Source organism: Paraburkholderia sp. GW821-FHT02A12 (assembly GCF_059422005.1).
Genome location: NZ_JBWKWA010000002.1, coordinates 2,982,480 through 3,008,419 on the forward strand (window position 1 = coordinate 2,982,480; position 25,940 = coordinate 3,008,419).

Below are 25,940 nucleotides of genomic sequence, written 5' to 3' on the forward strand. Positions count from 1 at the left end.
CTCACTCGCCTCGCGCCGACGCACCCGCCGCCAGCGACGAGCGCGCGCCCATTGCATTGGCGATGCGCGAACCGAACACGCCGCGCCGCGCGCCGATCAGCCCGACCACGCCGAGCGTGAGCAGAAGCAGTAACGACGCGAGCCACGCGAACGGCGTGCGCAGCATCAGCAGATTCGCCAGACTGTCGCCGCCCAGGCCCGCCGCGCGCTGGCTCGCCGCGCTATCGGCTTGCAGGAACAGCGACACGTTGTCGTACGAGAGCCCTTCGATGCTATGCGCGACGAGGTCCTTGACCATCGGCGCGGTAGCGTGCAAATCGATGCCCGGCCGGTACTTGATGTACACCGCCGCCGACGACGGCTTGATCTTGTCCGACAGCGGATCGTTCTCCGGAATCACCACTTGCACATGCGCGACCACCACGCCGTCGACGTCCTCGAGCGTGCGTGCAAGTTCCTGCTGCACGCCGTAGATATAGCGCACGCGTTCTTCGGCGGGCGTCGCCACCAGCCCCTGCTGCTGGAACACCTGGCCGAGACTCGCGAGTCGCTGGCGCGGCAGGCCGTGCGCGCGCAGCACCTTCAGCGCGTCGCCCATCGCGCCGCCGTCCACGCTCACCTGCCACGCCGCCGCGCCGTCGCGGCTCTCCACGTTTTCCTTCGACGCGCCGATACCCGCGTCGGCCAGCACCGAGACGATCTGGTTGGCGTCTCTTTCGTCGAGGCCGGACACCAGTTCCTGCTCGCAGCCGGCCAGACACAGCAGCAACACGGCCGCGCCGAGCCATCCGACAATTCTCGTCATCGCTTTCTCATCCTGTGCGCCTCGCGGGCGGTGGCGTGGGCGGCGGCGAGGGTGGCGGATTTCCGCTCGCCGCCGGCACGCGCCTGGCCTCACGTTTAGCCGCTGCGATCAGCCTTTATCCGGCGTCAACACCGAGCGCGAGCAATTGTTCGCCGCCTGCGCGGCCGACAGCGCGAACTGGCAACCATTGGCCGTCATCGACAGGTCCCAGTTGTATTCCATCATCCGCGCCATATCCATGCCCCAGTCGCCGGTGGGGCGCAACGCCTCGTGACGAACGTTGGCGAGGTCGCTGAAATGCCGCCCGAGGCCGTCGAGGTAATTCACCACGCCGCTATTCGAGACCGGCGCCGATGCCGTTGTGGCCGCGGCCGCTTCGACACTGCGCGCGCCGCCCATCTGCGCGGCGAATTCCTGACCCTGTCCGGCGGGCGGCGGTCCGGCCTGCGGCTGCGTGGACGCGGTCCATTGCGCCTGCTGCACCGACTCGGCGGCCGACTTTTGCACTACGGCTTCTGCGCCGACCGGCGCTATCGCTGATCCAGTCATGATTCAGCTCCGTGCTTGAAAACTGCGCTTGAAAACTGCATTACAGGTCCTGCAAGTGCTGCGCTTGCATCACCGACACCACCGCGCGCGAGGGCGGCTTCGTCACAGCGGGCCCGCGACCCGCGTGAACGAAGCGCCGCCGCAAACCGCCGCCGCTTAGCCCAACCGGCCTGCGCTCGAATTGGCGCCCCCTTCTGCCGAACTCATGTTGTTCAACACGCTGACGGTCTGCGCATGCGACTGACCGACCATCCCGATCGACTGCATCTGCATCTGCTGCTCGAACAGTTTTTCTTCGAACGCCTGCATCTGCGCCGTGTTGTCCGGCAAATTCGACGAAGGGTTCGTTCCTGTGCTGGTTACGTTTGACGTGGTCATGATCGACTCCTTGGACTAATGAAATGCCGCTCACGCGGCGCCTTGCCCTCGCACGCCCGACTTGCGGCCTGCAAGACACTCCTTGAATTCCCTGTTCCCTGCACGGCTGCGGCTACGAACCCGGCATGGCGACGCCCGCCGCGGCGGGCGCCGCCGCAGGCGGTACTGAAGGCGCCGCCGACGCCGCCGCATCCGACGCCAGCGCCGGCGCAGCGCCGTGCGGCCCCAGCGCCACCACATAGCGCGCGCCGTTGCGCTCGAACGTGACGCTGCCCGAATCGATCGACGCGATCATCAAGCCGCCCGGCAAGGTCGCGCCTTCGAAGAAATGCCGTCCGTCGCGCGTCACCACGTAACGCGTGCCGCTGTCGTCGCCATACACGCCCGCGATATCCACCGGCACCGCGCCGCCGCCCGCCGCGATCAGCGGACCGCCGGCGTTGTCGTCATAGACAACCTTGTCGGTCACTTCGACCGCCGGCTTCGCGTCGCGCTTGAAGTTCTGCACGCGCTGCCACACCGCCCGCGTCGCGACGCCGCTGATCGTCACGCGGCCACGGCCCGTGTAGGCCACTTTCAGTGGCGTGTCGCTCAACGTCTGCTGCGCGGTCGCCAGCAATTCGTTGACGCTGTACACCTCGCCGAGCGTCACGCCGTCGAAACCGTTGACGATCGCCGCGACCCGCGCGCGTTCGTTGGCATCGCGCACGTAACCGTCCACCACGATGCCGTTGCCCTGCCCCGGCTCGACCGTCAGCTCGGGAAACTGCCGCAACGCGCCTTCCACATCGCGCATCCGTTCGAAGCGGCTTTGATGCGACCACCAGAACGAACCGCGCGTCGCCACCGCCACATAGCTGCCCGCCGCGATCGCGAACGCGCTCCACAGCGCCAGCAGCGCGAACATCAGACGGCGGCTGCCGAGCCCGCCGAGCCACGCCGGCAACGCCACCGCGAGCCAGCGGTGCGATTCGCCGCGACGCTTCGCGCCGCTCGCGCTTGCCGCGCCCGCCGGCATGATCTGCACGCCCGCCAGCCGCTCGATGCCGAACTTCACGTGCGCGACCGTCACCGTGTCGCCGGGCATCAACGCGCGGCGCATCTGCGCGAGCGGCGTGCCGTTCAGCAGCACCGGCGCGCCGCCCTGGTTCTGGATCGACACCGCAATCGAGCCGACATGCAGACACAGTTGCCGCGCGGCAATCTCGCGATCCGGCAGAATCACTTCGCAATCGGCGCCGGTGCCGACCCAGTTCTCACCGAGCTTCAGCCACAGCGTGCGGCCCGACATCGGACCGTTCAAAAAACACAGTTGCCAGCCGGACGCATCAGGGCCGCTGCTGACCATTGCTGTCTCCTGCAGCGGGAGCGGCCGGCGGCGTCATCGGCGGCGTTGCGGACGGAGTCGCAACCGGCGCGCTCGTCGCCGGCGCGGCATTCGCGGCAGCGGCCGAACTTGCCGGCGCCGGCGGCGGCGCGATCGTCTGCGCACGCGCGGTCAGCGAATCGTTCGACGGCGGCACCACCACGTTCTGCATCAGATCCGACGTGTAGTTCTCCACGCCGCCTGTCGACGCATATTCCGCCGACGGCGTGACCACGCGCGGCGTGATCATGTAGAAGCGCTCCATGTGCTGCCCGTTCTTGTTGGTGTACTTGAACAGGTGGCCGATCCAGGGAATATCGGACAGAAGCGGAATGCCGGTCTTGTCGAAGCTCTGCGCGTCGCTGTTGAAGCCCGCGATCAGGAGGCTCTTGCCTTCGTCGATCATCGCCTTGGTGACGATGTTCCGCTGCAGGATCACCGGCACGTTCGACACCTGCTGATTCGTGACCTCGCCGTCCTGAATGTCGAGCGACATCATCACGCGCTGCGTGCCGTCTTCGACGATCAGCGGCGTCACCTTCACGCTTTGCCCGGTCGTGATGCCGTACAGCGACGAGTCCTGGAAGCCCTGGACCTGCACGTAGAACTCGGTGAGGTTTTCGAGCACGGCTTCGGTGTTGTCGAGCGTCAGCACTTTCGGCTTCGAATACAGCTTGGCGTCGCCGGTGCGGGCGAGCGCGTTGATCCGCGCGAGCAGATAATCGCGCAGCGACCCGCCGATCGACGCGGTCAGCGCGAGGCCCACCGGCGTGGTGGTGCCGGTCTGCCCGGCTTCGGTCGTGCCGGCCGCGAAGGTCAGCGGCGGATTCGCGCCGTTGCCGAACTGGAAGTCGCCGTGACTCGTATGCAGCCGCCAGTCCACGCCCAGCTGATCGAGCGACTGCAAGCTGATATCCATGATCGTCAGATTGATTTCGACGATGCGCGGCTTCACGTCGAGCTGCTGGATCAGCGATGCGTAGCGTCCCATGTGATCGGGCGTGTCGCGAATCAGCACGGCGTTGATCGCCGGGTCGGCTTCGATTTGCGGCAACGAGTCGGCGCTGCCGAACGCGTTCAGGTCGCCGCCCGGACCCTGGCCGCCGCCGTAACCACCGTAACCGCCACCATAGCCACCACCACCGCCGCCGGACGCGACGCCGTTGCCGCCGCTCATGCCGGCCAGCGGGATCTCGATGCGCGGCACGTTGATCGTGTCGCCCGAACTGAGCTTGACTTCGCGGGTGGGGCCGCCGAGGCGCATCGCGCCCGCGCTCGGCGCGTTGTTGCTCGCGCCGCGCAGGTACAGCTTGCGCAGAATCGTCGCCACGCCGGGAATCGTCACCTCTTTGCCCGAGCGATTGATCACGAAGTCCGCGGCCCAGTTGTACTTGAGCCGGAATGCGCGGATATCCGCGTGGTCGGTGTTCGCCGCGCCGTTGCCGACCGAGTCGATCGCCTGGCGCACCAGTTCCACATAGCGGCGCGGCCCGGATACATAGGCCGTGCTGTCGCGGTCGCTGATCTGCAGCGGATAGCGCTTGTCGGTGATCTGCATCGACTGCAGCGCCTGAGCGAGATTCGACGCCGAACCGCGCGGAATCGGAAAGACCTGGGTTTGCGCGTCGGCCGCGCGTTCGATGTACAGAAACGAGCCGTCGTAGTACCACGTCAAGCCGTAGGTCGAGCACACGCTATTGAGCGTATGCACCGGCGTGTCGTTGAAGCGCCCGCTGATGCTGCCTTCCACCTTGCCGTCGATCACCGCCGTGGTGCCCTGCGAAGCGGCCAGTTCGCGCAGGAAATCGGCCAGCGGCCGGCCGTTCGCGACGATTTCGAAACTGCGGTTGCGCCATTGCAATTCCGCCGCATGCGCGCGCGACAGCGGCACCAGCATGCAGAGCGCGAACATCAGCAGCAGCGTGCCGCGCATGCGTATCAACAGAACGGGATGAACTATTTTTTTCAAGTGAAAGCCCTGTGGCGAGTTGATCACGACATCCCTGGCAAGACGACGAACACCCGCTCGAGCGCCTGCCGCGCGAAGATCAGCAATTCGCGGCCGGCCCAGCCCGCCAGCACGATCACCGTCACCATCACGACGATCATTCGCACCGACGTGCCGATACTCGAGTCCTGCACCTGCGTGACGGCCTGCGCGATCGCAACGAACAGCGCCGTGCCGGTCGCCACCAGCACTACCGGCAACGACAGCATCAACACCAGCAGCAGCGCCTGGCGCGTGATGTCGAGAAGCGCGGCTGCGGTCATGCGGTTTCTCCATGGTTGGGGCGCGGGTTCGTCATGCGCTTCATGCCGGGTTCATGCCGGGTTCATGCCGGGTTCGTACCGGGTTCGTACCGGGTTCATGCCGGGTTCATGCCGGGTTCATGCCGGGTTTTTCACCCAGCCGATCGTATGCAGCCGCACGTCCTCCTCGATCTCCTGATACGACAGCACCGGCACATCGGGCAGCACCGGCTCGAGCACGGACTTCACATAGAAGCGCACCGCCATCGGCACCAGCACGCCGACGCGCCGTTCACGCCCCTCGCGCGCGCCGCTGCGCAGCGACTCCATCACCGCGCGGGTCTGTTCGCCGACGTTGTCCTTCACGTCGCGCGCGAGGCCGAGAAACACGCCTTGCGGCGTCTTCGTGATCGCCGCCTGCACGCGGTCCTGCAAGCTCTGCTCGAACAGCACGACATCGAGGCTGCGGCTCACGCCGCAATAGCGGTCGGTGATCATCCGTTTGAGGTCGACGCGCACCTGCTCGACCAGCGCGATGGTGTCGTCGGGTTCTTTCGGCGCCCACGTAATGAGGCTTTCGAAAATCACCCGCAGATTGCGGATCGGAATGTGTTCGAGCAACAAGCGCCGCAGCACTTCGGTAATCCGCTGCAAGGGCACGATGCGCGTGAGTTCGGCGATCAGTTCCGGATGGTCGCGGCGCGCCAGATGCACCAGTGCCTGCGTCTCCTGAATCCCGATCAGCGCGGCAGGATTCGCGCGCACGATCGACTCCAGATGCTGCGCGAGCACCTGTTCGTGCGTGAGATTCCCACTGTGGGACACGTGCCCCGCGCGGCCGCCCGGTGGCGACGCGTGAGCGGCAATCCACACCGGCTGCGTGAACGGCCCGAACGGCTCACCCGCTTCGCGTTCGAGATCGGCCGGCAGCGGCGACGTGCCGTCCCATAACAGCAGACCGGGACGCAGATAGCCCGTCGACGCAATCACGTCCTGCAACAGAATCCGATAGCTGTGCTGCGCGAGCGCCGGATCGAAACGCAGGTTCATGCGCGGAAACACCGGGCCCAGATCGACGTCGACGCGCGCTTTCGCTTCGGAGAGCGCCGCCTGCAATTGCACGAGGTTCAGATGCGCGCGCAGATCGCGGGCGAACACCACCGCGAGCAGCGCCGTCATGCCGAGCGGATGCACCAGCGAGCCGCCCGCGCCAATGCCCGCTTCGCTGTCGGCGGGCGCATCCGCGAGCGTGATCAGATTCAGTGCGGGCACCGTCTTGCGCCGCCGCATCAGGAATACGCCGCCCGAGATCATGCCGCCCGCCAGCAGCAGAAACGACCACTTCGGAAAACCCGCCACCGGCACGAAGGCGAGAACGATCACACCGGCGATCAGCATCGCGCGCGGATGATTGGTGATCTGCGTGCCGATCTGTTCACCGAGGTGCCGCTCCTGCGCGTCGCGCGACGCAACCCGTGTGGTCACCACACCCGCCGCGATCGACACCAGCAGCGACGGAATTTGCGAAGCCATGCCGTCGCCGACGGTCAGCACCGCATACCGGTGCAAAGCCTGCGACACGCTCATGTCGTGCATCAGCGTGCCGACCGCGATGCCCGCCAGAATATTGATGAACGCGATGATGATGCCCGCGATCGCATCGCCCTTGACGAACTTCATCGCGCCGTCCATTGCGCCATGCAGTTGCGATTCCTGTTCGAGCAATTCGCGGCGCCGCTTCGCTTCGTCCGACGTGATGATGCCGGCGCGCAGATCGGCGTCGATACTCATCTGTTTGCCGGGCATCGCATCGAGCGAGAAACGCGCGCCCACTTCCGCGACGCGTTCGGAGCCCTTCGCAATCACGATGAACTGCACGATCGCGATCACCAGAAACACCACACCGCCGACCACGAAGTTATTACCGACGATCAGACGCCCGAAGGTATCAATGACATGTCCTGCATTCGCCTGCAACAGAATCAGCTTGCACGAAGCGATGTTCAGTGCGAGCCGCAGCAGCGTGGTGAACAGCAGCAGCGCGGGAAACGATGAAAAGCTCACGGCGGACGGCAGGTACGTCGACACTGTCAGGAGCAGGATGCTCAACGCCAGGTTCAGCGAAATCAGGCCGTCGAGCACCACGGTCGGCAACGGCAGCACGAATAGCGCGACCACCGCCGCGACGAACAGCGCCAGCAGCAAGTCGTAGTTGCGCGCGAGCGAGAAGCGGGCGCCGCGTTCGCGCCACCCCACTCCCAGCGTGCCGCGCCAGAGCTTGTTGACCGTATCGAAAGGCATGAACGTGTGTCCTTCGCAGCCGCCTTCGGCGAGTTGCGGAACAGCGCTCCATGAAAGCCAATGGTGCAGTCAGTTTAGAGAAACCCTGTCGTGGCAGTGCCTGGAAAACTCGTGGGATCCGGTGGTTTGAACGCGTTCATTTCACGCCGCACTACGAAACGCTGTAGTGTTCCGCGTCCGCGTTCGACATTACATTGGGGTCACGCATCCGGACCTGGAGGAAAGCTTGAAATCGAGCCAACGCGCCGAAGATAGCTACGTGATGCTGGACGGCAGGCAGCGCTGTATCGCCGACCTCGCCAGCAAGCCGTTGCCGGCCGCACGCTCGGCAGTCGCCGACGAACTGAGCGGCGCGCGCAGCCCGGCGCAACGGCGCCTGCTGATCGGCACGATGCTCGGCGCGATCGGCTTCGACTGGCTGTGCTACTGGCGGCTCGCGCGAGCCGGCGACCTCATCACGCGCGCGCTGTATGTACGCGAATACGCCGCGCCCGGCTGGCCCGACCGTTATGTTGCTCAGCGCTATATCGAAGTGGATCCGCGCATCGCCTTCGCGTGCCGCTACGAATGGCCGCTGGTGTGGGACCTCACGTCGCTCGCGCAAGCGCCTTATGGCGATGCGGTGCAAACCGTCGAACCGCGTCTGCGGCATCTGCTCGACGACGCGCATGAAGCCGGATTGCGCAGCGGCATCACGTTCGGGCTTGCGAGTCCGTCGAGTCCGCACCAGAGCGTGATCAATTTCAGTTGCGCCAATCTGTCGAAGCACTGGATCGGCGACCGCGTCATTGGCCAGGCCTATGCGCTGGGCCTCGCGCTGCACGAATATCTGTTGAGCCATGCGGCCTCGCTCGACGAAGCGCCGCCGCGCAACAAGCCGATTTCGCACGTGCAGCGCCGCATCCTGACCGCGCTGACCCAAGGCATGAGCGACAAACAGATCGCCGATCAATTGCAGATGTCGACGCATAACGTCGATTATCACTTGCGACTGCTGAAGAAACGCTATGGCGCGCAGAACCGCGTGCATCTCGCGTATCTGGCCGGTCAGCACGACGCGCGATGAACGGTCCCGCGACGATGCGCGAACCGCAGGCGTTCGATAGCGATGCCGCGCCGTTGCACACGCCGTTGCACACGCCGTTGCACACGCCGTTGCACGCGCCGTTATCCGCCGCTGTGCACGCGAAGACGCTCCCCGCTTCATCCGTCAGCGCGCTCGGCGATAGCACGCTGCTGCCGCGGCTCGCGCCCGAGGCCGCGCGCGCATTGCGGCGCGCCTATGCATGGCCGCGCCCGTTCGCACTCGAAGCCGGCGGCGCCGCTTACGCGCTGCGCTGGGACTTCAACGCGCGGCTCGCCGAAGGCGCGCCGCGCCGCTACCGCTTTCGCCTCGGCCCGGCATCCGGCTGGCTGCTGCTGGAGGCGCTCGCCGAGCCCGAGCTGATCGGCGACGCGGCCGATCCGGCCGTGCCCGAGGCGATTCGCTGCGCGCTGGTTGCCGATGCGTTGGCGCCCGTCTGCAACGCGCTCGCGCGGCTGACGCGGCACGACGCGGTGCTGTTCGCGCCCGAACACGGCGAAGCGCCCGGCGCGACCGACGCTGGCGCCGAACTCCGTTTTTCGGTCAGCAAGGTTAGCCCGGGCGCCGCCGACTGGCGCACGCACGGCGCACTGCAATTCGACGACGCCCGATTTCTCGCGCTCGCCTGCCCCGCCGATCCGCCGCCGCCCACGCTCGGCCCGCACGATTTCGACATGCTTCCGGTGCCGCTGTCGTTTTGCATCGGCACGACGCGCCTCGCGCAACAGGAACTGAACGGCTTGCAGCAAGGCGACATCATCGCGATCGAGCGCTGGAAGTCGGCCGGCACGGGTTTGACCTGCCACGCCAGAACACCCGGTTCGCCGGGCATCACGTTAAACGCACGCGTGCTGGGCGCCACCATCACCATCGAACAGATTCAGGGGAACGCCGTGACCGCAACCACGCCAACGCCGGATCAGCACGCCGCGCCGGCCGGCGCTACCAATGACGCTAGCGACACTGGCGGCACCAAAGCCGCCGCCGCGCTGCCGCTCGACTCGCTCGAAGTCACCACGAGCTTCGAGCTCGAACGGCGCACGCTGACGCTCGCGCAGCTCAAGGCGTTGCGACCGGGCTTCGTGCTTGAGCTCGAGCAGCCGCTGAACCAGGGCGTGATCCGCATCCTCGCGAACGGCATGCTGGTCGGACACGGGCATCTGATCGCGGTCGGCAACAAGCTCGGCGTGCGGGTCGCGGAACTCGCGCCGGGGACCGCGCAAACGCCAACACCAACGCCAACGCACGCACCAACGCACGCAAAAACGCCGGACCATCGCGATGGGTAATCTGCCGAATCCCATCGCGATGGTGGCGCTGCTCGCCGCGCTCGGCATCGCTCCGTTCGCGGCGTTGATGGTGACGAGCTACACCAAGCTCGTCGTCGTGTTCGGCTTGTTGCGCAGCGCGCTCGGCATCCAGCAGGTGCCGCCGAATATCGTGCTGAACGGCATTGCGCTGATTCTGTCGGTGTACATCATGGCGCCGGTCGGCATGGATATCGGCGACAACCTGAAGCAGCAGAATTTCTCGGTCGGCAGCCAGATGAACGTGCAGGACGTGCTGCAATTGTTCGACGCCGCCGCGCCGCCCATCAAGACTTTCATGATGCAGCACACGCAGGAGCGCGAACGCAGCTTCTTCGTGCGCTCGGCCACTAGCGTATGGCCCGCGGCGCGCGCGAAGAATCTGCAACAGGACGACCTGCTGGTGCTGGTGCCGAGCTTCACGCTAAGCGAGTTGATGAAGGCGTTCCAGATCGGCTTCGTGCTGTATCTGGTGTTCGTGGTGGTGGATCTGGTGGTAGCCAATGTACTGCTCGCGCTCGGCATGCAGATGATCGCGCCGACCACCATTTCCGTGCCGTTCAAGCTGCTGCTGTTCGTCACGCTCGACGGCTGGTCCGTGCTGATTCACGGGCTGATCCTGTCGTATCGCTGAGGCCGCGATGAGTGCCGTGCGCGGGTTCGTGTGGCTAGCCACAACGGTGCTCGCCGCCGCTGCGCTGCCGCTCGCCGCGGCCGCACAGCAGAACGGTGCGGCGTCGGCGAGCTTTGCCGAACTCGCGCAGACCTGCGCGCCGCATGTCGACACGCAGACGCTGGCGGCGATCGTGCGTGTCGAGTCGAGTTTCAATCCGTATGCGATCGGCGTGGTCGGCGGCCATCTGAAACGCCAGCCGCGCGACTACGGCGAAGCCGTGGCGACCGCACATGCGCTCGCGGCGCGCGGCTTCGATTTCAGTCTCGGGCTCGGACAGATCAACGTGCGCAATTTGCAGCGCTTCGGCGAAACCATCGAAACGATTTTCGAGCCGTGCCGCAATCTGCGCGCGAGCGGCGCAATTCTGGCGCAATGCTTCGCGCGTTCGGCGGGGCAGACACGCGACGAGCAAGGCGCATTGCGCGGGGCGTTTTCCTGCTACTACAGCGGCAATTTTTCGACCGGGTATCGGGAAGGTTACGTGGCGCGCGTGATTGCCGGCGCTTATACGAATGCGCGGCAAGCGGCACGCGGGCCGGACTCGGCGGCGCGACCTGTCGAGGCGGTGCGCACCGCCGCGCCCGATGCAGCCGAAGCATCCATCGCGCAAGCCGCCCCGCCGCGCAAAACCGCCCAACGCGCACCGGTCCGGCAACCATGCCGCACGCCGGACGCACGGCAGTTCATCACGGTACGTTGCGCCGACGATCCCAACCGCTGGTGCACGCGCTGCCTGAACGAGACGACGCTTGCCGCGCATTAGATCGCGCCGGCAAGCGGCCACCGCATGCATCAATGCAGGCTGTCAATTCAGCCGCAGACGTCCCGCCAGATACGCAAGTTCCGCACGATTGCCGACACCGTACGTTTTGCGCAGCAGCCGCAAGTGATAGTCGACGTTGTGCACGCTCGTATGCAGCCGCAACGCGATCTGCTTGTCCGACAGGCCGGACGCGATGCACAGCAGAATCTCCCGCTGCCTTTCCGACACCGCCGTCGCCACGAACTGCTGCGCAAGGGTGCGCCGGTATCCGGCGGCAAGCTGATGAAGCGACAGGCCGAGCCCAAGCGTCTGAGCGAGAATGCTGCTGTCGATCCACGCGAGTTTCGGGTTCATCGACGTGAAACTGACGATCACCTGAAGATCGGTCGACGGAACCGGCAGGCCGAGCATGATGCCCGAACGCATGCCGTCGGCGTCCATTTCCTGCAGAAAGCGATTCGCGCGCGGATCGCGTCCGCGGCTGCGGCATGCCTTGTTCAGCTGCGAAAGGTCCCACACGACCGGCGGCGTATGCACACGGCCGATAACGAGCCGCGGATCGACTTCGAAGTAGCGTTCGTGGAAGTAGTTGCCGCGAAATTGCGCCGGTACCAGCCCCTCCACCATGAAGGCGCGTGCCACGCGCTCATTGACGACCTGCAACGTCACGTAGGCCACCGTGTTGAAGCCGATGATGCGCAGCAAACCCGCGAACAGCCGCATGCGCTCCGCCGGCGTGGCCGCGGATGCGAGTTCCCGGATCAGATGCGACTGCGCGCCCGAGCGGCGCGCAGCGGAATCGGCCGCGAGATCGCGGTCCTTGTGCCAGATCAGCTCCGGCGGGTCGCCGGCGCCCGTTACGGCGGGCTGCTCGCCCACCGGATAGCGTTCCATATCGATCGACGGTACCGAAAAGCCATGCATTTGACTGCTCCGGTGAACGTGAGAGAAAAGCGGCAACCGAAGGCGGCGTGAACATGACGCATGCCGACGAACCGCTATCGTTGCACGACTGCCTTGCGCCTTCATCGACCCGACGCTCTAGTCACACTATCTCAACATATTCTCGTCGATTTGAAAACAAAGTAATACCGTCGGACTCCCAAAGACCTCTTCGAACGAATCATGTTTGACGCCATTCTGCTCCGATCTTTCGTTAGTGTCGCTCAAGAGGGCGGCTTTCACGCGCGCAGCGAGCCGTTTGCATCTGACTCAATTCGCGATCAGTGCGCACCTGCGGCGGCTTGAAAGACGGGCCGGAAAGGATCTGGAGCCGGTGATTGGCGACCGTTGCCACGACGAACGGCCCGCGCGCCCAGATATCGGGCGTCGGGGTGGGAAAGGAGACAGCATGCCTGCCTCAATACGTCACTTCGTTCGAACTTCGTCGCCGATCCCGATCATGTTGAAGTCCGCACGGAATTGCGGATTCAGATTGAGTATCTGATCAAAGAGCAGATGATGGTCCGCACCGATGCTGGCCAGCGAGTCGCCCGGCTGCGCATCGACAAATTTCCATTCGCTCGGCACGGTGTCCGGTGCCTGCCAGGGCAACAGCGAGCCCTGAGGGTCGGCATAGCCGACAGTCAGCGTGTCGCCAGTTACCGGATCCGTGTCCGGATTGGCCGGCACTGTCGAATTCAATTCGAGCAGCCGCATCAGGGCGAGATGTTCTTTCTGCCGCATCGACAGAGAGGTGTCCTTACCCTCCGCTCGAGTCAATAAGCCGCCCTGATAACTATCGGCCACCATCGTCAATGTTTCACTGGCTCCGACCCGATGTGTGACGGCAGTCGGATGCGCCGGAGATTGCGAGGGCTGCGCGGACGGCCTGCCTGGCTTCGGGGTCGGGGTCGGGGTCGGGGTCGGGGTCGGGGTCGGGGTCGGGGTCGGGGTCGGGGTCGGGGTCGGGGTCGGGGTCGGGGTCGACGGCGGTGCAGATGCCGTTTGCGTAGGCGCTGGGCTCGCCGTCGGGTTGGGATTGGGCGTCGACGGCGGTGTGCCACCCTGCCCCGGCTGCTGCTGATTATTCTGGTTCGTGCCCGGCGCCTGAGAAGGCTGCGCACTGGACGGCGCACCGCCGGATCCATACGCCAATTGCATGACCATCCGCGCGATCAGCGCGGCGGCGAACAGATATTGCGGCTTGGCGAGCGCGCCCGGACCCGCGACCGGACTGCGCCATGCGCCTTTGTTGCCGGTATTCTTCGCGGCGTCGTAGGTGAATTTGCCGAAGGCGAGATCGAGCGCCGCATCGAACGCGGCCACGGCGATATTCGGCAGAGTCGGGTTCATCAGGGCATGGTTGATCACATCGTTGCCGGCCCAGAACGCCGAAGCCACTGGCAACCCCATCATCGACCCCGTCTGCAGCCAGCGCAGGGGCGCCTTCGTCGTCGTCATGTTGTCGCCGATGAAACCGCTGCCAAGCTCGGTGAAGTTATGCACGGCGAGGCCCGCATTGGCGAGGCCGAAGATCCCGTTGAAACCTAGCCCCGCAATCGCGGCCGCAGCGTGCGCAGGCGTATCGAAGTGCAGCGGCAGTGTTTCCAGCGAGTGGACGGTCGAGATCAGATTGCCGGTGAAGGTCGCGCCAACCGCGCCGCGATACAGCTTGCCGGGCCATGTGCGGCCGTCGGCGAGCGGACTCGCCGACGAGGCCTGGAAGCCGAGCGTGCGGTCAACGTTGATCTGATACAGGCCGACCGCGGCCATGATCGCGTTGAAGCGTTGCTGTTCGCGCCCGCCGCTCGCGGGTTGCTCACCGGGTTTGCTGCCGGGCGCGTCGAACCTGTCCGCGTCCAGGCCGTACAGATAAGCCAGGTTGGCGCGGAATTGTTCGGTGATCTCGGCGAGCTTGACCAATTGTTCGTCATTGATCTTGAGGCCGCCCGCGTACTGTTTGAAGTAGGTGGCGAAGCGGTTCAGACTGGCGTCGCTGAAATGGCCCTGCTCGAAGCCGCTCTCCCAGTCGAGACGATCCAGTTCGCCCTTGTAGGTCTTGAGTGCCGTCAGGCCACCGCGCGTGATGAACGCCAGTGTGCTCGCAAGCGATGCATCGTAAGCCTGCTGATGGGCGAGATTTTCGCCGCCTGCTACAGCGGCGCTTGCGCCCGTCGTGAACAGTCCTGAAAGCAAGCCACCGAGGATTTGCCCCTTCAGGTCGCCAGGCTTGCCATGCGAGGTGGACGAACCGCCCGGACTGCCGCCGGGCGCGGGGCGCGTCTTCGAACCTTCGATCGGCGACTGATACGCCGAATATCTCACCGGCTGATTGGCTCCGCCAGGCTGCGCTTGCGCATTCGCCTTCGACTGCAGTTTCGCGACCCATTCGTCGTAGCGCGCGCGTGCCTGCGCGAGGTTCTGCTCACGCAAGGGCCGCAGTGTGTCGTGCATAGCGCGCATCGCCTGCACGTCGGCGGCGCGGCCGTCGGCGATCAGTTGCCCTTCGGTCCAATCGGCGACTTGCGCTTGCGCCTGGTTGAAGAGCGTTTCGCTGGCGCCGCGCAGGAATTGCCAGGCGGCTTCCGGATCGCGCAGGGCAACCCGCGCGATCAGCGGCGAGGTGGTGGTCAGCGACTGGTTGTACTGCCCGGCGTTGACCGGCTTGACCGTATCCGAGCCGTTATGAACGCGTCCCGAGTAGTCGACCAGCAGATCCGCGGCTGCTTCGATCATGTCGGGATGCGTGATCGCCTCACCAACGTCGTTCCATGACAGGTCGATATGCGCGTTCGGCAGCGTGTCGAGAATGTAGCGGCAGACCGCCATATGGTTCGGCATCGGCTTGTCGCTGACGAACTCATGGCGCATGCCGCCGGGCACGCTGTCGTCAGGGAACATCGCGTGAGTCGTCATGCGCATGTCGGGACGGACAAAGCGGCCAAGGCCCGAGTGCGCCAGCTCCAGATTCAGGTTGGGATAAGGACTGAACTGGTCCAGCAGCGGCTTGACGAATTCATAGCCGGTCTCCACCGGGGCCGGCCGCGCGTTCCCCGCGGCCTCGCCATGGTGCCCCCAGTCGTTATGGATCAGCTCGATCAAGCCGATCTTTTCGGCCAGCTCGAAATTGGCGTGGGCTTCCGGTGTGCCGAGCTTGAACCGGTTCATTCCCATCATCTTCGAGACGGCTTCCTTGTTGAAGGTTTTTTCGCCCTCGGAGATGAAATAGCCAGGGTATTTCTTCAGCAACGTGGTGAGGAAGCCGATCGAACCCGGCTTCGACAAATCGATCCCGGTCGACGACAGATACGCGCGCGCGGCCTGGCCTCGCGTAGCTGGATCGTCGTACAGCTTCTTGAAATTCTCCGCAACACGTTCGTCCATCGCCGCCGCGTCGTGCATGGTCAGCGTCGGTGCATTCAGACTCGAATAATGGCTCTCGCCACAGAATTGCGGAATCGATCCAAACAGGATCGTTGCATGGTCACCGGCCACGTTCAGCAGCGATTCCAGCACGATACCGTCTCGATGGTCGTAGCCTCGCCAATGCGCATGAATGTCGGCGATCACATGTTCGAGGCCGCCCGGAATATCGACCAGACTCAACGTCAGCGGGTCGGCCGCGAACGTCTTCGGGCTCGTGATCGTGCCCGCCTTGACCAGCATCTGGTACAGGCTGCCGGGGTCGTGCCGCGCCATCAGGTCTAGCACCAACTGGTAAGGACGCGCCACGCCCGGCCTGCCGGCCGGGTTCGGCCACTGCCCGTCTGCCAGGTTTTGCGGTTGCGCTGGTGCAGATTGCTCTGGCAGCAGCAGCGGCTGAGCTGGCCGGGACGGAGCGCCGGCGTTCGCCGCGGCAGGCTGCGGCGCCGGCGCCGGGGTATCGGGCACCAGCAGACCACTCGCGGTACGCGTGAAGCCCGGCACTTCGGGCACCGCAAGCGTGCCCGCCGGCGGCACCATCAGGTTCGCCGGCGTGAGGCGCCAGCCTTTGGGCAGTGCTGCACGGGCCGCGGCACGCTTCTGGACCTGCTCGTCGCCGATTCCCGCCCCCCGGCCGCGGCTCACACCGATACCGACGCCGGCCAGACCCGCCGACGTGACAAATTGCAGCCAGTCTGTCGCGCTTGCCTGGCCGTTCGAATTCAGCAACTGATAACCCTGATAGCCCAAGGAAGCCACGTTGGTGGTCACCGCGCCCATGCCGACAGCGCGCATCGGCATGCCCTCCGTGACCCGCAAGATCGCCCGCACGAGGCTCGCCGTGTCGGCCGCCGCCTCAGGCGAGCCGACCAGCGCACGGCGCGCCAGCAACTCCGGCAGCGTATGTTTGAACTCGCTGAGCGGTTTTGCGCCGCCGTTGACGATGCTCGCATACGCCTTGTCTTCGGCACTCGCGCCGCGCGCCACGCGTGTCAGCCCGGTTGCATCGGTGAACACCTTATCGGTCACACCGATCCGGCTGATCGCCGTCGTGGTGCGGCCGGCCAACCCGCCCACACCCGCCGCGCCACCCAGCACATTGGCGGCCAGACTGAGCCAGTTCCAGCCGTTGCGATATCCGTGGTCGGTATTCAACGCCTTGATCGACTGCATCGCGCCCTGCGCCGCGCTCACCGCGAAGTACGCGTCGGCCAGATCCGACAGCACCACGAGCCACAATGCCGCCGTTTCCGGTTGCACGAGGGTCGTCAGCAGACCGGCAGCGACCGTGCCGGCAATCTCCAGATCGGTCTTCAGATGGTCCCAGTCGTACCAGTGATCGTCGGGCTTGTAGGTGGTCCAGTAGGACTCGCCGGTCAATAGCGAGCCGTTGCCGCCGAGCACCCAGTGCGGCTGCGCCATCAGGAGGCCCTTGTCGAGCCCGGTATGCGATTGCCAATCCGAATAGCCGTAACGCACGGCCGTATCGGCCGGCCCGACTTCGATTTCGTTGCCCTTCGCGTCGATGCCTTCCATCACCGCGGCCTGGAGCGCCGGATTGCCCTGGCCTTCGCGGTTGTCCCACCACTGCATCGACAGCGACGTGAGCGCGATGGGTGCGTGTCCGCTCGGCTGGGTGATGCCCTCGCCCTTCATCAGACTGTCGGCGATCTGGCCGAGCGTAGTCTTACGGCCGTGGTCGTACACCACCTCGTTCGGGTCGTACTCGGCGAACTGGCCGAGCGCGAGCGCCTGCTCGTCCTGCAGCGAGCCGGGCGTGTAAGCGGGACCCTTGCTGCTTTCCGCCGCGCCGACCGCGTTGAGCACCGCGTCGTAACTGGTCACGACCTGCATGCCGTCCTGCGCGCCGAGACCGGCAACATGGCCGTCCGAGGTCACGACGGTGGTGATGTCCGGGCTGGACGACCACGGCGCGTTGGGCTGCAACTTCAGTTCCGGATGGGCGGTGATGTCGATCGGCGTGACCGGTTTGCCGGCGTCCTTGAAGCCGGTCTCGCGCGCGATTTCCTTGCCTACCTTGCTGTTCGGATCGTCGTCGAGCATGTCCTGCGCGAACTGCGCCGAGCCGTCTTTCTTGTCCTTGACGTCGCCGAGCCCGAAACCCTGACCTCTGACAAGCGCGACTCTCCCCGTCGCGATCACGGTCTGGTTGTACTGCGACGAACTATCGACGGTGCCGAAGCCGCCCTTGCCGAGCGGCTTGCCCATCAGCCCCTCGATGCTTTTGCGCAACGCCGTCATCTGCGGATTGGCCGCGCCGCCGCCCGCCGCATAGATGCGCGACACCGCGTCGAGATCGTTGGCCCTGGCGGTCCATTGCAGCACGCCGTCCTGCTTGCCGTCGCCGGCGAACTTCGCCTGGTAGAGCGCCGCGGCGAGGTCGGCGCTCGTCGAAGCGTGCATGAAGTCGGCGATCGTGTTCAGCTTGTCTTCCGGATCGTTCTTGCCGCGCACCAGCGAATCGATCTCCGTGAAGAGCCGCTGGGTCTGCGGATCTTGCACCGCGCCGTCGAGCAGTTGCGGATAAAACACCGTGCCGGCGTACGCCGCCAGTTGCTTGCCTTCAGCAGCGAAGCGCGCCTTTGCGTCGTCGATGCCGTTGTGGCCGGCAATGCACGGGAGCAGCGCCCCCGCATCGACGATCGACTGCAGCGCTTCGCTTCGCAGGCCGGTAACCGTCGCGTCGCCCATCACCTGGTCGTAGAGCGGATCGCCCGGCTTCATGCCGCCGATCAGGCGGCTCAGTGCCTGAGCGGCAGCCGCATCGCCCGGACCCGCGCCGCCGTTCTGCTGCTGCGCGTAACGCGTCTGCTGGATCACCTGTTGCGCGCTGAGCGCGAGCTGCAACTGGTTGAACGCGTCATTAAGCGCCTTGCTTTCCGGCGAATCCTTGCCGGTGTTTTGCGCTGCCTGGATTTGCGGCGCCAGCACCTGGCCTTCGAGCGCGAACTGCGCTTTCCACATCGTGTCGACGTAGTTCGGATCCGTTTGCCACGCGCTGTCCTCGGGCTGGCGGCCGGCGGCGGCGTTCAGCGCGACTGTCAGGTCATCGTGATAGGTCTGCAACGCTTTCGCGACGGCTTGCTGCAAAGCCGGGTTCTTCGAGTCTTTGGCCAGGTCGGCCTGCGCCTGCTGGACCTTCTGGTAATCGTCGTTCACCTTGCCGGCGGCGCTCGCCAACGCCTTGTCGTCCGGCTTCGGATCCTGCGTCATCGCCTGGGTGGCCTTGTTGAGCGCATCGGGCCGCAGCACGCCGAGGGCCGCCAGATCCTTCGACGCCGCCTGGATCGGATCGTTGTCCTTGTTGGTGGGGTCCTGGTAGTAGGCCGACAGGTATTTCGGCGCGTCCGCCGTAAGCGCCGCTTGCGCGAGCGCGTAATCGTCCTTGGCCTGACCGCCGAGATAGGCGCGCGTCGCGACGAGCGCCGCCTTCATGCTCATGCCTTCGCTGAGCAGTTGCGACAGGTAGTCGGACGCCGAGGTCGGACCGGGCGCCGGATCGCTCTTCGACGGCGGCGCATCGGCGGCCGCGGCCACCGTGCCGCACTGCACCGCATCGGTCGCGCCGGTGAGCGTGCGGGCATCGAACAATTGCATCTTCGACAGTTCGTCCGACGCCTGCGCGACCGGGTCGATCGTATCGACCTTGGCGCCGGCCTTCAGCTGGGCGGCGTTAGCGGTGAGCCACTGCCGGCCGTCGGCCTGCGCTTTCTGCAGCAGCGCGGCCTGCGCCCAGGTGCCGTCGGTGATCGCCGGATTGTCCTTGCGTCCGGCCGCCAGTGCCTTGTCGAGGCTTTGCTGATCGACCGGACCGTTGCCGAGCTGAGCGCTCAATGCCTGCTGCGCTTTCGCCAGTTGCTGCGCGTCCTGCGGCGCGGCTTGCACCGGCGCGGGCGTCGGCTTCAGTTCGGTCGGGCCTTCGAGCGTTTTCGCCAGTTCGCTGTTGGGGTCCTGGTTGATGATCGCCTGATAGGGCGCGAGCGACGCGCCATCGATGCGCGCGAAGCCGAGCGTATCGAAGCGCGTTTGCCCGTACGCCACGCCCGCCTGGCGTTCGCGGTCGATCTCATTCTGTTGCGCGGTCAGTTGCGTTTTCAACGCCTGCATCACCGGCTGCGCGTCGGCGCTCTTCGGGCCGCCGAGCGCGTCGACGATCGTGCCGATAGGACCGTAGTAGTTGTCGCGATCCTTGATGGTCTGAGTGGTCGATGCATAGTCGAGCGGCGCGCCGTTCTTGATCAGGCCGTCGAGCTTGCCTTGCAGATTCTGCTTGTACAGCGCGACGGCGAGTTCCGGCGAAGCCTGCTTGACGGCGGCGAGCAGGTTGGCGATATCCGCGAGATTGCCGGGCGTGCCGACCTGCTGGAGGTTGTGCTGCGTGACCGGCGAACTGAGCGCCGCGCTGAGCAGATCCTTGTACAGGAAGGTGTTCCGGTAGCCGGTCAACGCGTTGCCTTCGGCCTTCAGCGTGTCGGTCGCGTTACCGCCATGCGCGCCTTCGATGTCCTGCAAGGCGGCGGCTTGCAGCGCCTGGGTGCGCGCGTCGCCGGTCACTTCGGTGTACAGCGGATCGTCGGTCTTGAGACCCTGCAAACTTTGCGTCAGCGACTGAGCGGCCTTCAGGTTGCCGGCCGGATCGCCGGAACCGCGCGCCGCCTGGGCGGCGTCGAGAATCTCGGTCGCTTTCAACTCGCTGCGCACATCGGCAGCTGGCGACGCATCGGCGACGCCCTTCGCCGTATTCGCATCCGTTACCGCCTGTTCGGCCTGCCAGCGCCGGTCGATCTGCAGCAGATCGCCGCGCCAGTCGTTGCCGGTCTCGCCGGCGGCCGCGTTCAGTTCGCCGGAGAGCGCCTGATGGTAGGCCTCTTCGTCCTGCGCGATCTGCTGGGCCGACGCATGGCTTGCCTTGTCCTTCTGCAAGGCAGCATAGGCGCTTTGCGCCTGCTGCGCGGCGGCGGGCAGATCGGCGGCCGGTTTGACGTCGACGGTCAGCGCCTTGAGCGCCGCGTCCTGCACCGGACTCGCGAAAATCTTCAGATCCGCCAACTGCTGCGCGGCGGTTTTCAGCGGATCGTCACCGGCCTTGTGATTCGGATCGGCAACGATCTGGTCGCCCTTGATCGCCAGCGCCGCTTCGTCGAGCGCCGTTTCGTCCTGTTCGTTGCCGCCGAGCTGCACGCGCGCCGCATTGACCGCTTCGGTCAGCGTCATGCCGCCGTCGAGCCCCTTCTGGATCGCCACCCGTGCGTTCGCCGCGGTGACCGGCGCGTTGCTGGTGCTGCTATCGATGACGAGCGGGCCGTCGCTGAGCGCTTTGGCCGCGGCATCGAGCGTGGCATTGTCGAATTGGTGTGTGAGACCGATCTGGCTGGCCGCCTCGGTGATCGCATCGACCTTCGGGTCCTGCGCATTCTGCGCCTGCTGATGCGCGGCGTTGTACTGCGCCTGCAGCAGGATCACGGCGCGCGCGAGCGCGTCGCGGGTCAATTGCGCGTCGGCTTGCTCGGCCTTCTTGACGGCGTCCTGCAAAGCGGAAGCATCGCTGGGCGACTTGTCGCCCAGCGCCTTTTGCACCGCCTGCTGGGCGGCGGACACGTCGTGAGCCGAAGGCGGGGGTGGCGGATTGGGCGAGACGCTGCCACCTCCATCTATTGCCATGAGCATCGTGGTTCTCCCGTGTCGATCGGAGTTGGCGCTTTAGCGCTTACTCCGGTCCCATGCAAAGCTGTCGATCGGAGTTAGCGCTTTAGCGCTTACTCCGGTCCCATGCAAAGCTGTCGATCGGAGTTAGCGCTTTAGCGCTTACTCCGGTCCCATGCAAAGCTGTCGATCGGAGTTGGCGCTTTAGCGCTTACTCCGGTCCCATGCAAAGCTGTCGATCGGAGTTAGCGCTTTAGCGCTTACTCCGGTCCCATGCAAAGCTGTCGATCGGAGTTGGCGCTTTAGCGCTTACTCCGGTCCCATGCAAAGCTGTCGATCGGAGTTGGCGCTTTAGCGCTTACTCCGGTCCCATGCAAAGCTGTCGAGCGGCCCTGCCGCGCCATGCCGGGCGCCCACGCAGCAGCCAGCTGCCGGACGGGCGCCTTCAGGAGTCTCAGGCTAGGGGATGCGTCAGGCGGCGTCCATACAGGAGATTCGTAGTTCCAGCGCGAAAGACCGGCGCGCGCTGAAAGCGGGTTGCGAGCCGGCACGCAGCGCGACGGCCGGCTCAAGCCTGCGTGCTCTCGCCCTTCGGCCCTTTGACCGGTAAGCCGATTAAGCCGATCGCGCGGCCCGCAAAGGCGGCCGGCGGCAGCGCGGCATGCGCGTCGGCCAGCTCCCGCACGCGCGCTTCGACGTCCGGGTCGAACGGCGCCGCGCGCGGTCCGCTCGTATCCACGTGCAGCAGCATCTGCTCGCCGGCGGCGACCGGCTCGGCGCCGTCATCGGCGAACATTTCCAGGTACAGATGCAAGCGCTTCGCATCGTGCGCGAGCACCCGCATGTCGACGCGGACCTGTGCGCCCTCCTTGATCTCGTGCAGATAGTTGATGTGCGCTTCGAGTGTATAGATCGAGCGGCTGCGCGCTTTACGCACCGCGTCGGGCAAACCGATCTGATCGATCAGCGCGTCGGTGGCGAAGCTGAAAACCAGCATGTAGAACGCGTCGCGCAAATGGCCGTTGTAGTCGACCCATTCGGCGCGCACCGTGTCGCGATAGCTGGGCAACGTGGCGGTGTTCGGCATGTGCAATGGTGTCCTTTATCTGTGCAGGCTGCATCGGCCTCCGGCGAGGCTCGGCCGATGCATGGTGCGCTTAGGTGCGCTCAAGTACGCTGACGTGTGTTTCTTGCCGCCACGCGACACGTGTAACGCGTCATTCATCCGGATGCAAACCGTGCCGCGCTTTCGCCTCATTGATCGCCGTCAGCACGCTCGTGATGCAGTCGTCGCGATAACGCTCGAGTTGCTTGATCGAGCGCGGACCGACCTGTTCGGCGGTGCCGTCCACGACGCGATCGATCAGTTCGTCGGTGAGCTTCGGCGCCACCAGTTTAGTCCATGGCAACGCCAGCGCCGGGCCGAACTGCTGCATGAAGTGACGCATGCCGGCGTCGCCGCCTGCCAGCGTGTAGGTCAGGAACGTGCCCATGAACGACCAGCGGATGCCCGCGCCGAAGCGGATCGCATCGTCGATTTCGCCGGTGGTCGCCACGCCGTCGTTGACCAGATGCAAGGCCTCGCGCCACAGCGCTTCGAGCAGACGGTCGGCGATAAAGCCGGGCACTTCCTTGCGCACCCGCAGCGGCCGCATCGAAAGTGAACGATAGATGTGCAGCGCAGCGTCGATCGTTTCCGGCGCGGTGCGCGCGCCGCCGAGCACTTCGACGAGCGGCAGTAGATACACCGGATTGAACGGATGTCCGACGATGCAGCGCTGCGGATCGACAGCGCGCGCATAGAAATCGCTCGGCAACAGCCCCGAAGTCGACGATGCAATGATCGCATCGGGTTTCGCCGCGCGGCTGATCTGCTCGTGCAACGTGAGCTTCAATTCTTCGCGCTCCGGCGCGCTCTCCTGGATGAAGTCCGCCTGCGCCACACACGCTTCGATCGTGCTGACGCAACGCAGGCGCGCTTGCGAAGCGCCTTGCGCCAATCCCGCACGTTCGAGCGCCGGCCATGCATTCGCGACGTTCTCGCGCAACTGCTTCTCCGCGCCGGGCGCCGGGTCCCAGGCGAGCACATCGAGACCATGCGCGAGCGCGCGCGCCACCCAGCCGCTGCCGATCACGCCCGCCCCGATCGCTGCAAATGTTTTGATATCGACGATCACTGCCATTGCTGACGATCCTTTGCCTTTCAGGTTTTCAGATTCAGGGTTTCAGATACTGAACACGCTGGACATTGCATTGCTTCAGGCGCACTGATTCAGGCGCACTGATTCAAGCGCACTGATTCAAGCGTACTGTTCGGCCGCGCGACGCTCCAGCTGCCGCTCGCCGCGTGCGGGCAGACCGAGTTTCCTGCGTCCTTCCGCAGGCGTCAGCGCGCGTCCGCCGAGGCGTTCGATGATCTCTGCCGCGCGCTGCACCAGCGTGCCGTTCGTCGCATGCACGCCTTTATCGAGCCAGATGTTGTCCTCGAGGCCGACGCGCACGTGGCCGCCGAGCAGCATCGCCTGCGCGACCATCGGCATCTGCATGCGGCCGATGCCGAAGCCGGCCCACTGCGCGCCGGGCGGCAGGTTGTCGGCCATCGCCTTCATCGTCGTCGTGTCGGCGGGCGCGCCCCATGGAATGCCGAGGCAGATCTGAAACAGCGGCGGAGCGTCGAGCAAGCCTTCCTTGAGAAGCTGCCTGGCGAACCACAGGTGTCCCGTGTCGAAGATTTCCAGCTCCGGCTTCACGCCGAGTTCCTGAATCCGTTTCGCACCGGCGCGCAATTGCGCCGGTGTCGATACATAGATGTAGTCGCCGTCGCCGAAATTGAGCGTGCCGCAATCGAGCGTGCAGATTTCCGGCAGCAGTTCCTCGACATGAGCGAGCCGCGTCAGGCCGCCCACCAGATCCGTGTTGGCGCCGAAGCGCATCGGCTCTTCGCCGGGGCCGATCTCCAGATCGCCGCCCATGCCGGCGGTGAGATTGATGATCACATCGGTGCCCGACGAGCGAATCCGGTCGACCACTTCGCGATACAGATGCGGATCGCGGCTGCCGCGCCCGGTCTTCGGGTCGCGTACGTGGCAATGGGCGACTGTGGCGCCGGCTTTGGCCGCTTCGATCGCGGCTTCGGCGATCTGCTTCGGCGTGACGGGAATGGCCGGGTGCTTGCCGACCGTATCGCCCGCGCCGGTGACCGCGCAGGTCACGATGACTTCATGATTCATGCGTGCTAAATCCTGTGAATTGAAAATGCGCGTTTCAAAGTGACCTGGTGACCTGGTGGCTGAGCGGCTCAGAGACCGAGATACGCCTTCACCGCGGGCAGGCCGTCCTTGTCGTCGTAGGTCTTCACACCGGCAAGCCATGCATCGAGTACTTGCGGGTTCTTCTTCAGATACGCTTTCGCGGCCTCGGCGGGCTTTTCCTTGTTCATCACCGACTGCATCACGACGTTTTCCAGTTGCGTCGTAAAGCGCAGATTGCTCACGAGCTTGCCCGCGTTCGGGCAACGCGTCAGAAAATCGGGGGACGTCAGCGTATAAACGCGCGCTTCGCCGTCGTTGGGACCGAACACGCCCTCGCTGCCGGTCAGATACTTCATGTCGATCTGGATGTTCATCGGATGCGGTTCCCAGCCGAAAAACACCACCCACTTCTTCTCGCGGATCGCGCGGTCCACCGACACCAGCATGCCGGCTTCACTCGATTCGATCAGCTTGAAACCGCCGAGGCCGAACTGATTGGTCGCGATCATTTTCTGAATCGCCGCATTCGCGCTGCTGCCCGGCTCGATACCGTAGATCTTGCCGTCGAGTTCCGCGCGGTGTTTGGCGATGTCGGCGAAGGTCTTGAGACCCGCGTCGTATTCATAGGTCGGCACCGCGAAGGTCGCCTTGGCGCCGGTCAGGTTCGGCGGTTGCAGCACCTGAATGGACTTCGAGTCGACGAACGGCGCGATGGCTTTTTCCTGCACGGGCCACCAGTAGCCGAGCGACACGTCGAGATGCTTGCTCTTGAGCCCCGCGAACGAGATCGGCACCGAAGCGACGGTGGTGACCGGCTGATAGCCGAGCCCTTCGAAGACCGTCGAGGCGAGCGCCGTTGTCGACGTGATGTCGGTCCAGCCGATGTCGGCGAAGTGGACGGCCCGGCAGGCGGCCGGATCCTGTGCGAACGCCGGCGCAGCGGTGACGGCAGCGGCAGCCACGCAAGCAAGGCGGGCAAGGCGGACAAAGCGGGCAAGCAAGGTTTTGACGCGTAACTTCATGACGTTCCCCCTAACGGACACGTTTTGCAGCGTGTTTCGAATCAGGCCGCGGACGGGCGGCCCACCAGACATGCGTGATACGGCTCGAGGTGCTGAATGAATCCAGGAGTGACCTAAAGGTAATGCCCCATTTTCCCGCCGAAGCGACCGCCAGCGACC

Annotated in this window: 18 protein-coding genes; 5 read left to right on the forward strand and 13 right to left on the reverse strand. The window is 65.3% G+C overall.

All coding sequences use genetic code 11. The features are described from left to right. Window position 1 precedes the first annotated feature (1 nt). From sctJ to sctV, 7 genes are all read right to left on the reverse strand, one after another. Complete coding sequence (gene sctJ / locus AC07WT_RS34940) at window positions 2–805, reverse strand: type III secretion system inner membrane ring lipoprotein SctJ (RefSeq protein ID WP_494950480.1); 804 nt, start codon at window positions 803–805, stop codon at window positions 2–4. A 108-nt stretch (window positions 806–913) separates the two neighbouring features. Continuing rightward, window positions 914–1,354: a hypothetical protein gene (locus AC07WT_RS34945; protein WP_494950481.1), complete on the reverse strand. Its 441-nt coding sequence runs from the start codon at window positions 1,352–1,354 to the stop codon at window positions 914–916. Between the two features lie 156 nt (window positions 1,355–1,510). Next, window positions 1,511–1,732 (reverse strand): hypothetical protein, encoded by a 222-nt coding sequence (locus AC07WT_RS34950; RefSeq protein ID WP_492591735.1) that lies wholly within the window; start codon window positions 1,730–1,732, stop codon window positions 1,511–1,513. A 112-nt stretch (window positions 1,733–1,844) separates the two neighbouring features. Beyond that, the gene (locus AC07WT_RS34955; protein ID WP_494950482.1) at window positions 1,845–3,080 is read right to left on the reverse strand and encodes an FHA domain-containing protein; all 1,236 of its coding nucleotides are present in this window, start codon (window positions 3,078–3,080) and stop codon (window positions 1,845–1,847) included. Then, entirely contained in the window at window positions 3,061–5,031 is a 1,971-nt protein-coding gene (sctC, locus tag AC07WT_RS34960) for a type III secretion system outer membrane ring subunit SctC (RefSeq protein ID WP_494951115.1), read from the reverse strand. The genes AC07WT_RS34955 and sctC overlap by 20 nt, the downstream gene beginning before the upstream one ends. A gap of 59 nt (window positions 5,032–5,090) precedes the next feature. Beyond that, window positions 5,091–5,369: a flagellar biosynthetic protein FliQ gene (locus AC07WT_RS34965; RefSeq protein ID WP_492591733.1), complete on the reverse strand. Its 279-nt coding sequence runs from the start codon at window positions 5,367–5,369 to the stop codon at window positions 5,091–5,093. 117 nt (window positions 5,370–5,486) lie between these two features. Further along, window positions 5,487–7,649 carry a type III secretion system export apparatus subunit SctV gene (gene sctV / locus AC07WT_RS34970; protein WP_494950483.1) on the reverse strand — a complete coding sequence of 721 codons (2,163 nt, stop codon included), beginning with the start codon at window positions 7,647–7,649 and terminating at the stop codon, window positions 5,487–5,489. A 226-nt stretch (window positions 7,650–7,875) separates the two neighbouring features. On the opposite strand from sctV, the gene AC07WT_RS34975 reads away from it, so the two are divergent. The 4 genes from AC07WT_RS34975 to AC07WT_RS34990 are packed head-to-tail and all read left to right on the forward strand — an operon-like array spanning window position 7,876 to window position 11,479. Further along, window positions 7,876–8,715, forward strand: coding sequence for a helix-turn-helix transcriptional regulator (locus AC07WT_RS34975; RefSeq protein WP_494950484.1), 840 nt, complete (start codon window positions 7,876–7,878; stop codon window positions 8,713–8,715). Then, window positions 8,712–10,022: a type III secretion system cytoplasmic ring protein SctQ gene (gene sctQ, locus AC07WT_RS34980; RefSeq protein ID WP_494950485.1), complete on the forward strand. Its 1,311-nt coding sequence runs from the start codon at window positions 8,712–8,714 to the stop codon at window positions 10,020–10,022. Before AC07WT_RS34975 ends, sctQ begins: the two co-directional genes overlap by 4 nt. After that, on the forward strand, window positions 10,015–10,674 hold the full coding sequence (gene sctR / locus AC07WT_RS34985) for a type III secretion system export apparatus subunit SctR (RefSeq protein WP_492591822.1): 660 nt from the start codon (window positions 10,015–10,017) through the stop codon (window positions 10,672–10,674). Before sctQ ends, sctR begins: the two co-directional genes overlap by 8 nt. Before the next feature lie 7 nt (window positions 10,675–10,681). Continuing rightward, window positions 10,682–11,479, forward strand: coding sequence for a lytic transglycosylase domain-containing protein (locus AC07WT_RS34990; protein WP_494950486.1), 798 nt, complete (start codon window positions 10,682–10,684; stop codon window positions 11,477–11,479). 42 nt (window positions 11,480–11,521) lie between these two features. Here the strand turns inward: AC07WT_RS34990 and AC07WT_RS34995 are convergent, their stop codons facing one another. Then, window positions 11,522–12,403: a helix-turn-helix transcriptional regulator gene (locus tag AC07WT_RS34995; RefSeq protein ID WP_494950487.1), complete on the reverse strand. Its 882-nt coding sequence runs from the start codon at window positions 12,401–12,403 to the stop codon at window positions 11,522–11,524. A 235-nt stretch (window positions 12,404–12,638) separates the two neighbouring features. On the opposite strand from AC07WT_RS34995, the gene AC07WT_RS35000 reads away from it, so the two are divergent. Beyond that, window positions 12,639–12,926, forward strand: a complete 288-nt coding sequence (locus AC07WT_RS35000; protein WP_494951116.1) for a helix-turn-helix domain-containing protein — start codon at window positions 12,639–12,641, stop codon at window positions 12,924–12,926. On the opposite strand, the gene AC07WT_RS35005 is transcribed toward AC07WT_RS35000, so the two are convergent. The 5 genes from AC07WT_RS35005 to AC07WT_RS35025 form a co-directional block, all read right to left on the reverse strand. Further along, a complete protein-coding gene (locus tag AC07WT_RS35005; protein ID WP_494950488.1) occupies window positions 12,848–21,532 on the reverse strand; it encodes a hypothetical protein in 8,685 nt (2,894 codons plus the stop codon). The genes AC07WT_RS35000 and AC07WT_RS35005 overlap by 79 nt on opposite strands. A gap of 544 nt (window positions 21,533–22,076) precedes the next feature. Next, the gene (locus AC07WT_RS35010; protein WP_494950489.1) at window positions 22,077–22,595 is read right to left on the reverse strand and encodes a thioesterase family protein; all 519 of its coding nucleotides are present in this window, start codon (window positions 22,593–22,595) and stop codon (window positions 22,077–22,079) included. Between the two features lie 130 nt (window positions 22,596–22,725). Then, window positions 22,726–23,691 carry an L-carnitine dehydrogenase gene (locus tag AC07WT_RS35015; protein ID WP_494950490.1) on the reverse strand — a complete coding sequence of 322 codons (966 nt, stop codon included), beginning with the start codon at window positions 23,689–23,691 and terminating at the stop codon, window positions 22,726–22,728. A gap of 117 nt (window positions 23,692–23,808) precedes the next feature. Further along, window positions 23,809–24,738, reverse strand: coding sequence for a 3-dehydrocarnitine:acetyl-CoA trimethylamine transferase CdhC (cdhC, locus tag AC07WT_RS35020; RefSeq protein ID WP_494950491.1), 930 nt, complete (start codon window positions 24,736–24,738; stop codon window positions 23,809–23,811). Between the two features lie 68 nt (window positions 24,739–24,806). Beyond that, complete coding sequence (locus tag AC07WT_RS35025; protein WP_494950492.1) at window positions 24,807–25,781, reverse strand: choline ABC transporter substrate-binding protein; 975 nt, start codon at window positions 25,779–25,781, stop codon at window positions 24,807–24,809. Between the last annotated feature and the right edge of the window lie 159 nt (window positions 25,782–25,940).